General features: G+C 61.5%; 9 protein-coding genes, 3 tRNA genes and 1 pseudogene. 10 read left to right on the forward strand and 3 right to left on the reverse strand.

Annotation, left to right across the window (positions count from 1 at the left end):
* The first annotated feature begins 162 nt into the window (after positions 1 to 162).
* The 10 genes and pseudogenes from ACEN9Q_RS10220 (at position 163) to ACEN9Q_RS10265 (ending at position 9,868) form a co-directional block, all read left to right on the forward strand.
* Positions 163 to 249, forward strand: a tRNA-Leu gene (locus ACEN9Q_RS10220).
* Between the two features lie 32 nt (positions 250 to 281).
* Entirely contained in the window at positions 282 to 1,622 is a 1,341-nt protein-coding gene (gene tig / locus ACEN9Q_RS10225) for a trigger factor (protein ID WP_056446441.1), read from the forward strand.
* Between the two features lie 83 nt (positions 1,623 to 1,705).
* Positions 1,706 to 2,323 (forward strand): ATP-dependent Clp endopeptidase proteolytic subunit ClpP, encoded by a 618-nt coding sequence (gene clpP, locus ACEN9Q_RS10230; RefSeq protein WP_166861694.1) that lies wholly within the window; start codon positions 1,706 to 1,708, stop codon positions 2,321 to 2,323.
* 179 nt (positions 2,324 to 2,502) lie between these two features.
* Entirely contained in the window at positions 2,503 to 3,771 is a 1,269-nt protein-coding gene (gene clpX, locus ACEN9Q_RS10235) for an ATP-dependent Clp protease ATP-binding subunit ClpX (protein ID WP_322400243.1), read from the forward strand.
* A gap of 269 nt (positions 3,772 to 4,040) precedes the next feature.
* Positions 4,041 to 6,452, forward strand: a complete 2,412-nt coding sequence (lon, locus tag ACEN9Q_RS10240) for an endopeptidase La (RefSeq protein ID WP_056446447.1) — start codon at positions 4,041 to 4,043, stop codon at positions 6,450 to 6,452.
* A gap of 184 nt (positions 6,453 to 6,636) precedes the next feature.
* Positions 6,637 to 6,918, forward strand: a pseudogene (locus tag ACEN9Q_RS10245) (HU family DNA-binding protein); the annotation flags it as partial.
* An 87-nt stretch (positions 6,919 to 7,005) separates the two neighbouring features.
* Positions 7,006 to 7,082, forward strand: a tRNA-Asp gene (locus ACEN9Q_RS10250).
* Between the two features lie 53 nt (positions 7,083 to 7,135).
* Positions 7,136 to 7,212: transfer RNA gene (locus tag ACEN9Q_RS10255), tRNA-Asp, on the forward strand.
* Positions 7,213 to 7,413: 201 nt separating this feature from the next.
* Entirely contained in the window at positions 7,414 to 9,330 is a 1,917-nt protein-coding gene (locus tag ACEN9Q_RS10260) for a SurA N-terminal domain-containing protein (RefSeq protein WP_495628305.1), read from the forward strand.
* A gap of 109 nt (positions 9,331 to 9,439) precedes the next feature.
* Positions 9,440 to 9,868 carry a GNAT family N-acetyltransferase gene (locus tag ACEN9Q_RS10265; protein WP_495628306.1) on the forward strand — a complete coding sequence of 143 codons (429 nt, stop codon included), beginning with the start codon at positions 9,440 to 9,442 and terminating at the stop codon, positions 9,866 to 9,868.
* 73 nt (positions 9,869 to 9,941) lie between these two features.
* On the opposite strand, the gene ACEN9Q_RS10270 is transcribed toward ACEN9Q_RS10265, so the two are convergent.
* From ACEN9Q_RS10270 to ACEN9Q_RS10280, 3 genes are all read right to left on the reverse strand, one after another.
* Positions 9,942 to 12,779 (reverse strand): TonB-dependent receptor, encoded by a 2,838-nt coding sequence (locus tag ACEN9Q_RS10270; RefSeq protein WP_495628307.1) that lies wholly within the window; start codon positions 12,777 to 12,779, stop codon positions 9,942 to 9,944.
* 582 nt (positions 12,780 to 13,361) lie between these two features.
* The gene (gene mnmH, locus ACEN9Q_RS10275; protein WP_495628308.1) at positions 13,362 to 14,414 is read right to left on the reverse strand and encodes a tRNA 2-selenouridine(34) synthase MnmH; all 1,053 of its coding nucleotides are present in this window, start codon (positions 14,412 to 14,414) and stop codon (positions 13,362 to 13,364) included.
* Positions 14,414 to 14,995, reverse strand: a complete 582-nt coding sequence (locus ACEN9Q_RS10280; protein WP_495628309.1) for an arylesterase — start codon at positions 14,993 to 14,995, stop codon at positions 14,414 to 14,416. The genes mnmH and ACEN9Q_RS10280 overlap by 1 nt, the downstream gene beginning before the upstream one ends.
* Positions 14,996 to 15,041: the final 46 nt, after the last annotated feature.

Below are 15,041 nucleotides of genomic sequence, written 5' to 3' on the forward strand. Positions count from 1 at the left end.
TTGATATATGGGGCGATTTAATACGAATTAAAAACTGCCCAATCGTGTCAGAAAATCCAGTAAAATATCGGGTTGAAGTTGTAGCCCCTAGACATTGGATTCAGGGCGGCCGGTTTCATTGTCGGGCGCCCTTTGTTTTTGTGGCAAGATGAGCAATCCTGAGCGAGGATGGCGAAATTGGTAGACGCACCAGGTTTAGGTCCTGACGCCAGCAATGGTGTAGGGGTTCGAGTCCCCTTCCTCGCACCACGAATAATTAATTTTTTTGGACGATTTTTACAATGGCAACTGCTGTCGAAAACCTGGGTAAACTCGAGCGTCGCTTGACGATCTCTTTTCCGCTGAGCGACGTACGTACGGAAGTTGAAAAGCGCCTCAAGAAGCAGGCCAAGACCGCTCGTGCTCCGGGCTTCCGTCCGGGCAAGGTGCCACTGAAGATGGTCGCCGCGCAGTACGGCTACCAGATCGAGTCCGACGTGCTGAACGACAAGGTCGGCCAGGCCTTCAGCGTCGCCGCCGACGAAGCCCAGCTGCGCGTTGCCGGCATGCCGAAAATCGAGCCGAAGCAGGACGCGCCGGAAGGCATGCTGTCCTTCGACGCGACGTTCGAAGTCTACCCGGAAGTCACGCTGCCGGCGCTGGCCGACGTCGAGATCGAAACCGTCAAGACCGACGTCACCGACGCTGAAATCGACAAGACCATCGACATCCTGCGCAAGCAGCGCGTGCACTTCCACACCAAGGGCGAAGCCGGCGAGCACGGCGACGGCGGCGAGCCTGTGGCCGCCAACGGCGACCGCGCGACCGTGGACTTCGTCGGCGTCATCGACAACGTCGAATTCCCGGGCGGTAAAGCTGAAGACTACGCATTCGTGCTGGGCGAAGGCCGCATGCTGCCGGAATTCGAAGCCGCGACCGTCGGCCTGAAAGTCGGCGAGAGCAAGACCTTCCCGCTGGCTTTCCCGGAAGACTACCATGGCAAGGACGTGGCCGGTAAAACCGCCGAGTTCACCATCACGCTGAAGAAGCTGGAATGGGCGCACCTGCCGGAAGTCGATGCCGAATTCGCCAAGTCGCTCGGTATCGAAGACGGCAGCATCGAAAAGATGCGCGAAGACATCAAGGTCAACCTGGAGCGTGAAGTCAACGCCCGCATCAAGGCCCGCAACAAGGAAGCCGTGATGGACGCCCTCGTCAAGCACACCGAAATGGACGTGCCGAAGGTCATGATCGAGCAGGATTCGCAGCGCCTGGCCGAGCAGACCCGCCAGGACATGGCCCAGCGCGGCATGGACGTCAAGAGCCTGCCGTTCCCGGCCGACCTGTTCGCCACCAAGGCCGAGCGCCGCGTGCGCCTGGGTCTGATCCTGTCGCAACTGGTCCAGGAAAACAGCCTGCAAGCTACCCAGGACCAGGTGAAGGCCCAGATCGAAGACTTCTCGCAGAGCTACGAAGATCCGAAGGAAGTCCTGAAGTACTACTACAGCGACCGTCGCCGCCTGGGCGAAGTCGAAGCTCTTGTATTGGAAGAAAACGTCGTTAACTATGTGCTCGGCAAGGCAAAGGTGACGACCAAGGACATCGCCTTTGACGAACTGATGGGAAGCGCCGCCCAGGCTTAACTTCCTTGATGAAGCCGTGCGACAACGTCCTTGCGGGGATGGGATAGTGCGGCTTCGTAACTTTTACAAAGGAATTGACAGGTATGAATCGTAATCCGGCATTGGATACCCAAGCCCTCGGCCTCGTGCCGATGGTGATCGAGCAGAGCGGCCGCGGCGAGCGCGCCTACGACATCTACTCGCGCCTGCTGAAGGAGCGCGTGATTTTCCTGGTCGGCCCTGTCAACGACCAGATGGCCAACCTCATCGTGGCCCAGTTGCTGTTCCTGGAGAGCGAGAATCCGGACAAGGACATCTCGCTGTACATCAACTCGCCGGGCGGTTCGGTGTCGGCCGGCCTCGCCATCTTCGACACGATGAACTTCATCAAGCCCGACGTGTCGACGCTGTGCACCGGCCTGGCCGCCTCGATGGGCGCGTTCCTGCTGGCCGCCGGCGCCAAGGGCAAGCGCTTCTCGCTGCCGAACTCGCGTGTCATGATCCACCAGCCGTCCGGCGGTTCGCAGGGCATGGCGTCGGACATCGAGATCCAGGCCAAGGAAATCCTGTACCTGCGCGAACGCCTGGCCCGCATCATGGCGGACAACACCGGCCAGACGATCGAGCAGATCCACAAGGATACCGACCGCGACCGTTTCATGTCGAGCGAGGAGGCCGTGGAATATGGCCTCATCGATAAGGTCCTGACGAACCGCGGCTGAGGTTCTTCAACGGATTTCCGAGATCGCGTTTAGCACTCGACAACTGTTGCTCAAATACGCCCGGACGCGACAGCGCTTCGGGCGTTTTGTTTTCAAATCGGGTAGCATGGAGTCCGTGTGCACTTGTTGCGCCCTCGTATTAGCGTTATATTCATAGCAATTCAACAGAAACCTGCCCCATGTCAGACAAAAAATCCTCTAGCGGCGAAAAACTCCTGTACTGCTCGTTCTGCGGCAAGAGCCAGCACGAGGTCAAGAAGCTCATCGCAGGGCCTTCGGTCTTCATTTGCGACGAGTGCATCGACTTGTGCAATGACATCATCCGCGATGAGACCTCGAACGTTGAATCGGTGGCGGGCGCCAAGTCCGACCTGCCGACGCCGCACGAGATCGCCGAGCTGCTCGATCAATACGTCATCGGCCAGCAGACTGCGAAGCGCATCCTGTCGGTGGCGGTGTACAACCATTACAAGCGCCTGAAGCACCTGGGCAAGAAGGACGATGTCGAACTGGCGAAGAGCAATATCCTGCTCGTCGGCCCCACCGGTTCCGGCAAGACCCTGCTGGCCCAGACCCTGGCACGCATGCTGAACGTCCCGTTCGTGATCGCCGACGCGACCACGCTGACGGAAGCCGGCTATGTCGGCGAGGACGTCGAGAACATCATCCAGAAGCTGCTGCAGAGCTGCAACTACGAAGTCGAGAAGGCCCAGCGCGGCATCGTCTACATCGACGAAATCGACAAGATCTCGCGCAAGTCGGACAACCCGTCCATCACCCGCGACGTGTCGGGCGAGGGCGTCCAGCAGGCGCTGCTGAAGCTGATCGAAGGCACGATGGCCTCGGTGCCCCCGCAAGGCGGCCGCAAGCACCCGAACCAGGATTTCGTGCAGATCGACACGACGAACATCATGTTCATCTGCGGCGGCGCATTCGACGGCCTGGACAAGATCATCCAGAACCGTTCGGAAAAGAGCGGCATCGGCTTCGCGGCCAGCGTCAAGAGCCAGACCCAGCGTTCCGTCAGCGATATCCTGCTGGAAGCGGAACCAGAAGACCTGATCAAGTTCGGCCTCATCCCGGAACTTGTCGGCCGTCTGCCGGTCGTAGCTACGCTGAGCGAACTGACGGAAGACGCTTTGATCCAGATCCTGGTCGAGCCGAAAAACGCCCTTATCAAGCAGTATTCGAAACTGCTGGATATGGAAGGCGCCGAACTGGAAATCCGACCGGCGGCCCTGCACGCGATTGCGAAAAAGGCATTGGCGCGCAAGACCGGTGCGCGCGGCCTGCGCTCCATCCTGGAACACGCCCTGCTCGACGTGATGTATGAATTGCCGAGCCAGCAAAATGTCGTGAAAGTCGTAATCGATGAAAATACGATCACGAATGGCGCGAAACCTTTGCTGATTTACAGTGAATCGCCGAAGGCTGCCGGCGAGAACTGAAAAATTTCCGGGCGCAAACACAACAAAGGTATTGAATCGTTGAGTTGAGGCGGTACAATCAATCTCAACAAAAGACGGCTTCAATCGAAAAGCCACTCGCGGCAGACGCTGTGAAGTGGCTTTTTTATTTGAATCCTCCGCTTTTGTAGAAACGGCTATTATTCGTATCAAGTTAAAGTTTTTTACTTGTAGAAAATATTTATTGGGCCGGTCTTGTGATTCGACGGTGCGCTCCCCACATCGTCAACACGCTTTCTATAAGGTATGCCATGACAACTTCCAAATTGACCGAGCAAATGACGCTGCCCCTCCTGCCGCTGCGCGACGTGGTCGTGTTTCCGCATATGGTGATACCGCTGTTCGTCGGCCGCCCGAAATCCATCAAGGCGCTCGAAGCCGCCATGGAACAGGGCAAGAGCATCATGCTCGCAGCCCAAAAGGCCGCTGCCAAGGACGAGCCTTCGGCCGCAGACATCTACGAGATCGGCTGCGTGGCCAATATTCTGCAAATGCTGAAGCTGCCCGACGGCACCGTGAAGGTGCTGGTCGAAGGCGCGCAGCGCGCAAAAATCACGAACATCAACGACGGTCCGAGCCATTTCATCGCCGACCTGACCCCGATCAATTCGGAAATCGGCGACGACTCCGAAGTCGAGGCGATGCGCCGCGCGATCGTCCAGCAGTTCGACCAGTACGTCAAACTGAACAAGAAGATCCCGCCCGAGATCCTGGCGTCGCTGGCCGGTATCGACGATGCCGGCCGTCTGGCCGATACCGTCGCCGCCCACCTGCCGCTGAAACTCGAGCAGAAACAGGTCATCCTCGAAATCTTCAACGTCGCCAAGCGCCTGGAGCATCTGCTCGGCCAGCTGGAAGGCGAGCTGGATATCCTGCAGGTCGAAAAGCGCATCCGCGGCCGCGTCAAGCGCCAGATGGAGAAATCGCAGCGCGAGTATTACCTGAACGAACAGGTCAAGGCCATCCAGAAGGAATTGGGCGAAGGCGAAGAGGGTGCCGACATCGAGGAACTCGAGAAGAAGGTCATCGCCGCCAAGATGCCGAAGGAAGCCCTGGAAAAGGCCCAGGCCGAGATCAAGAAGCTCAAGCTGATGTCGCCGATGTCGGCCGAAGCCACCGTCGTGCGCAATTACATCGACACGCTGGTCTCGCTGCCGTGGAAAAAGAAATCCAAGGTCACGATCGACCTGGAAAAGGCCCAGGAAGTCCTGGAAGCCGATCACTACGGCCTCGACAAGATCAAGGAACGCATCCTTGAATATCTCGCGGTGCAACAGCGCGTCGACAAGCTGAAGGCTCCGATCCTGTGCTTCGTCGGTCCTCCGGGCGTCGGCAAGACGTCGCTGGGCGAGTCGATCGCCCGCGCGACGAACCGCAAGTACGTCCGCATGGCGCTGGGCGGCGTGCGCGACGAAGCCGAGATCCGCGGCCACCGCCGTACCTACATCGGTTCGATGCCGGGCAAGGTGCTGCAGTCGCTGGCGAAGGTCGGCGTGCGCAACCCGCTGTTCCTGCTGGACGAGATCGACAAGATGGGCGCGGACTTCCGCGGCGATCCGTCGTCGGCCCTGCTCGAAGTGCTGGACCCGGCCCAGAACCACACGTTCTCGGACCACTACGTCGAGGTCGACTTCGACCTGTCGGACGTGATGTTCGTGGCGACGTCGAATTCGTTCAACATCCCACCGGCACTGCTGGACCGGATGGAAGTGATCCGCCTGTCGGGTTACACCGAGGACGAAAAGACCAGCATCGCGCAGCGCTACCTGCTGCCGAAGCAGATCAAGGCGAACGGCCTGAAGGACGAGGAGATCAAGGTCGACGAGGCCGCGATCCGCGACATCATCCGCTACTACACCCGGGAAGCCGGCGTGCGTTCGGTCGAGCGCGAAATCTCGAAGATCTGCCGCAAGGTCGTCAAGATGCTGCTGCTCAAGAAGGACAACAAGCGCGTGATCGTGTCGTCGAAGAACCTGGATAAATTCCTGGGCGTGCGCCGCTACGATTTCGGCGTGGCCGAGAAAGAGAACCAGATCGGCCAGGTGTCGGGTCTCGCATGGACCGAAGTGGGCGGCGACCTGTTGACCATCGAAGCCGTGCAGGTGCCGGGCAAGGGCGCCGTGATCCGCACCGGTACGCTGGGCGACGTGATGAAGGAATCGATCGAAGCCGCCCGCACCGTCGTGCGCAGCCGTGCGGCGCGCCTGGGCATCAAGGCCGAGGTGTTCGAGAAGACCGACATCCACGTCCACCTGCCGGAAGGCGCGACGCCGAAGGACGGTCCGTCCGCCGGTATCGGCCTGACGACGGCGCTGGTGTCGGTGTTCACCGGCATCCCGGTGCGCGCCGACGTGGCGATGACCGGCGAGATCACGCTGCGCGGTGAAGTCCTGCCGATCGGCGGCCTCAAGGAAAAACTGCTGGCGGCGCAGCGCGGTGGCATCAAGACCGTCCTGATCCCGGAGCAGAACGTGAAGGACCTGGCCGACATTCCGGACAACGTCAAGAACAAGCTCGAGATCGTGCCGGTGCGCTGGATCGAAAAGGTGCTGGAAGTGGCCCTGGAGCGCCTGCCACAGCCGATCGTCGAGGTGCCGGCCGTGGCCTCGTCCTCGGTGGCGACCACCTCGACCGACGCGCAGGGCGGCGTCGTCAAGCACTAAGCCTGTTTTTGCAAGCGTAGACGGCACCTCCGGGTGCCGTTTTTTTATGTCGATTGATGTCCACGCTGTCGGTCGTGCGTGACTTGACACAAGGTATTGTCGGCTTGTTTAATACGCCCTTGCGGTTTTTTGCCGAGGGTCAACCCGGCCCGGTGGCGCCTGCCGTGTCCAGAACGCACAACGAGGGAAGAAAGTGAACAAAACTGAACTGATCGAAGAAATCGCGAAGTCCGCGGACCTGACCAAAGCTTCTGCGGCGCGCGCCCTCGATGCCATGATCACTGCTGTGACCAATACCCTGAAGAACAACGACAGCGTGACGCTGGTCGGCTTCGGCACCTTCACCGTGGGCGAACGTGCCGCACGTACGGGCCGCGATCCGCGCACGAAGGAAGCCATCAAGATCAAGGCGGCCAAGGTCCCGAAATTTAAGGCTGGTAAAGCACTGAAAGATGCAGTAAACTAATGCCTCCGCTGCGCTGACACGCAGCAGGAACATCCGGTTACCGGGCCTCGCGGCCCTCGGCCAGGTGTGCAGTACCCAGTATTTCGTGGAGCGGTAGTTCAGTTGGTTAGAATACCGGCCTGTCACGCCGGGGGTCGCGGGTTCGAGTCCCGTCCGCTCCGCCACGAAACCTCGGCCTTGTCGGCTGTAGCGGCGTGATTGCGAAATACACGAATTTGGAGCGGTAGTTCAGTTGGTTAGAATACCGGCCTGTCACGCCGGGGGTCGCGGGTTCGAGCCCCGTCCGCTCCGCCAGATTATCAGGAGTAAAGAGTGTCGCCCCTGCGGGCGGCACGGGCTGGGGCTCGAAGGGAGCCGCATGCAAGCGGCTCCGCGGCCTGCGGAACGTAGGCGAGCCCCGTCCGCTCCGCCAGATACTGAAAGAGAGGCGAACCTAGGTTCGCCTTTTTTTTTAAGTTTTTTCGATAACGCATTTTCAACCTTGATTGGCTGACCATGTTTGAATTTATCCGTAATCACCAGCGGCTGATGCAGCTCCTCCTGTTGCTGCTGATCCTGCCGTCGTTCGTGCTGGTCGGCGTGACCAGCTACAACAATCGCGGCGGCAGCAGCGATGGCGTGGCGACCGTGGACGGGAAAACGATCACCCAGCAGGAGTGGGAAGGCGCGCAGCGCCGTCAGCTCGACCAGGCGCGCCAGATGATGGGCGCCCAGTTCGACCAGAAACTGTTCGACACGCCCGAAGCGAAGCAGGCCGTGCTGGACCAGCTCGTGGCCGAGCGCGCCATCAACGCCGAGATCGTCCACAAGAACCTGACCGTGGGCGACGCCGCGCTGCAGAAGGCCATCCTCGACATCCAGGCGTTCCGCAAGGATGACGGCACGTTCGACATGGACCGCTACAAGGCCGCGCTGGCCGCCCAGGGCATGACGCCGGAAATGTTCGACCAGCGCATGCGCCACGACCTGGCCGTGCAGCAGCTCGTCGGCTCCGTGCAGCAGACCGCGTTCGCGCCGCGCACCGTCGCCAACCGCCTGTCGGACATCAACGACGAGGAACGCGAAGTACAGGAACTGCTGTTCCCGGCCGCGAACTACGCGTCGCAGGTCAAGGTCACGGACGACATGGTGAAGGCTTATTACGACAAGCACGCCACCCAGTTCCAGGTGCCGGAATCCGTCAAGGCCGAATACGTCGTGTTCGACGCATCGGTCGTCGAGAAGCAGGTCACCGTCTCGGATGCCGAAGTCGCCGACGCGTACAACAAGAACAAGGCGCGCTTCTCGACGCCGGAAAAGCGCACCGCCAGCCACATCCTGATCAACGTCAAAAAGGGTGCCTCGGCAGCCGAGGACGCCGCCGCGAAGGCCAAGGCGCAAGCCATCCTCGATGAAGTGCGCAAGAACCCGAACGACTTCGCGAGGATCGCCAAGGCACAGTCGCAGGACCCGGGCTCGGCCGAGCTGGGCGGCGACCTGGGCGTCGTGCAGAAGGGCGTGTTCGTCAAGCCCGTCGAAGACGCGATCTACGGCCTGAAGGAAGGCGAAGTCAGCGGCCTCGTGCGTTCGGAATTCGGCTACCACATCATCAAGATCACGAAGATCGTGCCGGAAGCCCAGAAGTCGCTGGAAGACGCCAAGCCGGAGATCGTCGCCGAACTGAAGAAGGCCAAGATGTCGGCCAAGTATTCGGAGCTGGCCGAGACCTTCTCGAACACGGTGTACGAGCAATCGGACAGCCTGAAGCCGGTGGCGGACAAGCTGGGGCTGACCATCCAGACCGTCGACGGCCTGACCCGTACGCCGAACCCGGCCCTGGGCAACTCGCCCGTCAACAACGAGAAATTCCTGAAGGCGATCTTCTCGAGCGACGCGCTGACCAACAAGCGCAACACCGAAGCCGTCGAAGTGGCGCCGAGCACGCTGGTGGCGGGACGCGTCGTCGAGTTCAAGCCGGCGACGAAGCGTCCGCTGGCCGACGTCGAAGCCCAGATCCGCCAGCGCGTCACGCTGGAAGAAGCGGAACGCCTGGCACGCCAGGCTGGCGAAGCGAAGCTGGCTGCCGCCAAGGCGTCGGGCGACGCGGCCGGCTTCGGCGAGGCCAAGACCGTCACCCGCACGAAGCAACCGCCGATCAACGAGACGGCCGCGGTCGCCGTGCTCAAGGCCGACGCGAGCAAGCTGCCGGCCTATGTGGGCGTCGACATCCCAGGCCAGGGCTACGGCGTGTACCGCATCGTCAAGGTGAGCCAGCCCGCGCAGCCGGACGTGGCGCGCCGCAAGCAGGAAGCCGAGCAGATCGGCCGCGCCGTCGGCAATGCCGAGACGTACGGCTTCATCGAAGCGCTGAAGCACAAGGCGAAGGCGAAGATCAACGTCAAGGCGGCGGACCTGGGCACCAAGTCCGAGTAATCCCGCACGCGTCACACAAAAGCCCGGCCGCGTGAGCGGACCGGGCTTTTTCGTTTCGAGGCGCCGGCCGTTACAATCGTGGTTCGATCAACAACGTAACGGGAACGACATGACCCTGGCCTGGACCGATTCACTCGACGCCGTCGACTGGACCGAACTTTCCGACCTGTACCGCAAGGCCCCGCTGGGCGAGAAATCGCCGGCGCGCCTGAAGACGGTGTTTTCGAACAGTATGTTCCGCCGCTTCGCCTACGAAGACGGCGTGCTGGTGGCCGCGGGGCGCGCGCTGGCCGATGGCCTCGATTGTTCCTACATCTGCGACGTCGCGATCCTGCCCAGCCACCAGGGGCGCGGCCTGGGCAACGAGCTGATCGCGCAACTGGTCGAGCTCTCACGCGGGCATGCGAAGATCATCCTGTACGCGGTGCCCGGCAAGGAAGGCTTTTATGCGCGCCACGGGTTCCGGCGCATGACGACGGCGATGGCGATCTTCGAGGAGCCGGAGAAGGCGGTGGCGCGAGGCTATCTCACGCCGTGAAATGAAAAAGGGCGTCGCCGGTGTGAACCGGGCAACGCCCTGTCTAGCTGGGGGGCTGGTCGACCGTCGCGGCTTACATCTTCCAGCGAAGGGCGGCCGAGACCGAACGTCCGATCTGGAGCGTACCGAAGTTGCTCACCTGCGCGTTACCCGCATCGCCGAAGTGATAGTACGCCTGCTGCACTTCGTTGGTCAGGTTGACACCACTGATATCGAACGACATGTTGTCGTTGATTTTATAGGTGATCTGCATGTCCACGCTCTTTTCCGGATGACGCCAGATACCGATCGGATTGGCAAACAATGCCGCTTCGTTGGAGGCCAGGAAGCCGGAGCGCCAGACCTGGGACAGGCGGGCGCTGATCGGGCCCTTTTCGTAAGCCAGGGTGGCGTTGTAGGAGCGGTTGGACACGCCGAAGAACGGTGTCTCGAGCTGAGAGATGATGACGCCGGCACTATTGGTCTCGGGCACGTTCTGCGACGACGTGAGATGGGTATAGCTGCCCTGGATGCCCAGACCGTCCAGCAGGCTCGGCAGCCCCTTCGGGAAGTAGATGAAGCCGAGCTCGGCGCCGCTGATCTTGCCGTTGGAGGCGTTGGTCGGCGAGTTGATGACGTAGTCATAGCCGTTCGTATGGTCGCCGCCCGAGGTCGAGTTGCGGAACGGATCGTCCGCCGGATCGACGTGAACCTTGCGAGCCAGGTTCACGACCAGGCCGTCGATCTTGCGCTTGAACACGGTACCGTAGATTGCACTGTCCTTCTGGAAATACCACTCAGCCGTCAGGTCGAGGTTCTTGGATTGCGTCGGTTTCAAGTCCGGATTGCCGCCGCTGCCCGAGCCGTAACCCACCTTCGACACGTCGTCACCGAGTTGATAGACCGGATTCAGATCACCGAAGTTCGGGCGGCGCAGGGTTTCGCCATAGTTCAAGCGCAGCACGACGTCCTTGGACGGGTCGTAAATCAGGGTCATGCTCGGCAGGAGCTTGCTGGTCGACTTGCTGGCACTGGTCGCGGTGACCGCCTTGGTGGTGGCATCGACCTTATAGAAGGTCATGTCGGTCTTGACCTTGACGTAGCGCACGCCGAAATTGCCGCGCAGGTGATGGCCGAACAGGTCGTTCTGGGTATTCCCCATCAGGAACAGGTTGGTCGTCTTTTCATCGACGTCGAACGTCTTCTGCAGGCTCAGTTTATCCGTCGTCAGGAAATTCGGATCGACCGAGTTAAAGAGCGTACGCCAGTCGTCGATATGGTCGCGGATGTAGTAGGCATTGGGCTCCACCCACGTGCGCGGAACGTCCGAAATGCCCGTGCCGAAGTTCGCGTTGGTGGAGGCATACGCCGAACCCAGCGAGGCGAGGTTGCGGTTCAAGGCACTCGATTGCGTCCGGTTCGCTTCCGACGCCTTGCGGTCGTCGAAACGCCCGCCGAACTGGATCGTCTGCAGCGCACCCCAGTCGGCATCGAAGACGCCCGCCAGACTGGCCGTCGCGGCGCTGCCCTTGTTGCGGTTTGCGTTATCGAAAAACTGCGCCACATTCCACTTGGACGGGTCGGCCAGGTCGGCATCGTTGTTGAAGTGGAACGCCGTGTTGTTGCTGCCGTCATTGAAGTTGACGTTGATGGACGGTGCGACGCGATCGATCCGGGTGGCCGTGAATTCCGAGTGATACGTGCTGGTCTGGTACGACAGGTCACCGTCCAGCCGCAGGCGGTCGCCAAGGTCCCACTTGCCGTTCAGGGCGTACACGTAGGAATCGGTTGCCGACGTCGTGAGGTCGCCGCTGTTGAAGCCGTAGACGCTACCGACCGTACGGCTCTTGATGATGTTCGTTCCCGGGAACGTCGTGATCGACCCCGCAGGGTTGCTGCCGAGATCCCCCCACCAGTCGACGAAGCTGAACAGCAACTTGTTGAAGGTCTTGTTACGATAACCGTTGTACATCGATTCGAAGGTGTAGACCGAATCGCTGTTCGGTTTCCACTGCAAGGCGATATTGGCGGAAGGACGTTCCCGCTCTCCCTGAAGGTCGCTCTGGAAAACGGCGTCACGCGACAGGTAATACGGATACGCCTTGCCATTGAAATTCAGCGTCGAACCCGCTGCGGTCGGCAGGCCGGTACGGGTGCCGGGCGTCCAGATACTGGTGTCGGTAATGCGCTGCAGGGGCGTGTAACCGGCGGGATCTTCGGCGGCATTCGGGCTGGCAAACGGCACCATCGCACCCGGCGTCACACTTTCGTTGCGGTATTTCGTCTTGGTATCCGACAGATTGACCAGGGCACCGAATTCGCCGTAGCCGGTTTGCCAGCGGTTGCTCAACATCCCGCTGAGCTGCGGGTTCGCCTTTTTCGCGGGATCGAGATAGGTTTCTCGCGCCGACAGCGACACTTTCGAACCCTTGAAATCGAATGGCCGCAGCGACTTGACGTCAATCTGGCCCGCGATCCCGGTTTCCAGCTGGCTGGCGTCGCGCGTCTTGTAGACGTCGATCTGGCGAACCAGGGTCGACGGAATGTCCTGGAGCGCAACCTGCGTGCCGGAGGCGGTGAAAATGGTGCGGCCGTTCCAGGTGGTTTGAACGTCGGGCATACCGCGGATGGACAGGGTGCCGACTTCGCCGCCGGAGCGATCGGTGACCTGGATGCCCGTCACGCGTTGCAGCGCTTCGACGACATTGTTATCGGGCAGCTTGCCGATGTCGTCGGCAACGACCGATTCCACGACCTGGTCGCTGGTGCGCTTGATCGCCAGGCTCTTGATCAGCGATGCCTTGACGCCCGTGACGACCACGGTGGCGGTGTCATTCGGCTCCGTTTTTTCGGCGGCCGCTTGCGCCCATACCGAGGCGCTGCTGACCAGGCCGGCGCCCATCAGGGCGATCACGGTCAGCTTCAAGGCCATAGGGCGTGCAGATACATGCGATTTCATACGTCTCCTGTGTTTCTAGTTATGGGAAATTGCTTCTCAACCTGGCATTGCTCCAAAACCATCTTAGAGATCCGGTAATGATCGATCCAATGATTTTTTCCGGGTTTCCCATATCGCTTTCGATATCACAGTAATCTTCTGGGTAACAAATCGGAGGTCGTTCGCCTGCCAAAAGCCGTGCAAAAGCCGGTTTCGTCTGGAATATGAAATGTCGGATTGTCTATGTCCGGCACCGTGTTCTCGAACCCGGTCGGATTGTGTCGGGCTGGTGAACCGAAGAATACGAGGCAGTTCAGGAACCGCTTGCGATTATTCCCGGGGGAGCGTCCGGCGGAACGGAAAAACAACAGTCGGGGCGTGGCCGATACGAGGCGGCATTAAAGTCGGCCACGGCCGACCGACGGACCCGCAAACGCAAGGCAAGTGGCGGGCGAACCCGTCGCGGTCAGGCCGACCGACACCGACGGGCTCGTCCACGCCACCTCCTGCAACGGGCAGATGTGCGAAATCGACCTGCGAATCACCGGTGTCCCTGTGCCATACGGGGCCGCGCACCTATGCATTCAGGTGCTGCGCCGCCGCGGTGAAATCGTCTTTCGAAATGCCGGCCAGCGTCAGGACTTCCGCCCCGGGATACTGCGCGAAATTCCGGTCGATCGAGCGCAGGTAGGCCGGATCGTAATGCTCGACGAGCAGCTGGTCCACGAGCTCCGGCATGCGGCCCGTGTTGGCCAGGTCGTGCCAGGCCTCGATGCGCGCGCGGCCGTGCAGTTGCACGAGGTGGTCCAGCTGCGCATTCAGCGCGGCCGGGTCGGCGCAGAAGTGGTGATAGTCTTCCATCAGCAGCTGCACGCGCAGCGGGCGATCGAGCTGCAGGGCGATGCAGGGCGCGGCGCGCATGCGGTCCATGACGGCGTCGGGCACGCGCAGATTGCCCACCTTCTTGCTCTCCGATTCGACGAACACCGGCCTGGCCGGATCGAAGCGGCGCAGCTTGTCCCAGATGCGCGTCTCGAACATCTTCTGGCTCGGCTGCGGCTCGCCCGGCAGGTGGCCGAGGACGGAGCCCCGGTGCGCGGCCATCTGTTCCAGGTCGAGCACCTGCGCGCCGATGGCGTCGAGCGTCTCCAGCAGGCGGCTCTTGCCGCTGCCGGTCGTGCCGCACACGACGCGGAAGTCCAGCGCCGGCGGGTTCTCCAGCGCCGCTGCGACGTAGGCGCGAAAGGCCTTGTAGCCGCCGTCGAGCTGCACGACGGGCCAGCCGATCTTGGCGAAGATCAGCGCCATCGAGCCGCTGCGGTTGCCGCCGCGCCAGCAGTAGACGAGCGGCTTCCAGTCCTTGGGCTTGTCGGCGAACAGCGTCTCGACGTAGCGGGCGATGTTCTGCGCGACGAGCGGGGCGCCGATCTTCTTGGCTTCGAACGCGCCCACCTGCTTGTACGTGGTGCCGACAAGGATGCGCTGTGCGTCGTCCAGGGTGGGACAGTTGATGGCGCCGGGGATGCGGTCGAGCGCGAACTCGGACTCGCTGCGTGCGTCGATGATGGTGTCGAACTGGTCGAGCACGGGCAGGACGTCGTCGACGCCGAGGACAGCAGGGTATTTCATTATCGTTTCACGAGAGGCGCGAATTGCGGCCAGATGTTGTTGAGGATGGTCGGATGGGCCGTCGCCAGCGGGTGCATGCGGTCGGCCTGGAAGTTGGCCGGGTCCTGCGCGACGCCGTCCAGCATGAACGGCACCAGCGGCACTTTATACGTGCCGGCGAGGTCCTTGTACATGCCGGCGAAGGGTTCCGTGTAGGCGCGGCCGTAGTTGGGCGGCATGCGCATGCCGACGAGCAGGACCTTCGCCCGGTTCTCCTGCGCCAACCGGATCATCGTGCGCAGGTTGTCTTCGGCCGCCGCGACGGGGAGGCCGCGCAGGCCGTCGTTGGCGCCCAGTTCCAGCACGACGACGTCCGGCCTGTGCTGGCGCAGCAGGGCGGGGAGGCGCGTGCGGCCGCCGCTCGTCGTCTCGCCGCTGATGCTGGCGTTGACGACGTGGGCGTCGATCTTCTGTGCCTGGAGGCGCTGCTCGAGCAGGGCGACCCAGCCCGTGCCGCGCGCAAGGCCGTATTCGGCCGACAGGCTGTCGCCCACCACGAGCACGGTTTTTGGGGCAGAATAGGCGCTCCCCGCCGCGGTCATTCCAAGAACCGCGACGGCAGCTATCGTCCATTTCCTGAGTAAAGCA

This window comes from Massilia sp. Masssp93 (assembly GCF_059491295.1).

Bases quoted from the DNA above. Each gene is read 5' to 3' on its own strand.
- tig (WP_056446441.1), top strand. From the start codon at position 282: ATGGCAACTGCTGTCGAAAACCTGGGTAAACTCGAGCGTCGCTTGACG.
- clpP (WP_166861694.1), top strand. From the start codon at position 1,706: ATGAATCGTAATCCGGCATTGGATACCCAAGCCCTCGGCCTCGTGCCG.
- clpX (WP_322400243.1), top strand. From the start codon at position 2,503: ATGTCAGACAAAAAATCCTCTAGCGGCGAAAAACTCCTGTACTGCTCG.
- lon (WP_056446447.1), top strand. From the start codon at position 4,041: ATGACAACTTCCAAATTGACCGAGCAAATGACGCTGCCCCTCCTGCCG.
- ACEN9Q_RS10260 (WP_495628305.1), top strand. From the start codon at position 7,414: ATGTTTGAATTTATCCGTAATCACCAGCGGCTGATGCAGCTCCTCCTG.
- ACEN9Q_RS10265 (WP_495628306.1), top strand. From the start codon at position 9,440: ATGACCCTGGCCTGGACCGATTCACTCGACGCCGTCGACTGGACCGAA.
- ACEN9Q_RS10270 (WP_495628307.1), bottom strand. From the start codon at position 12,779: ATGGCCTTGAAGCTGACCGTGATCGCCCTGATGGGCGCCGGCCTGGTC.
- mnmH (WP_495628308.1), bottom strand. From the start codon at position 14,414: ATGAAATACCCTGCTGTCCTCGGCGTCGACGACGTCCTGCCCGTGCTC.
- ACEN9Q_RS10280 (WP_495628309.1), bottom strand. From the start codon at position 14,995: ATGACCGCGGCGGGGAGCGCCTATTCTGCCCCAAAAACCGTGCTCGTG.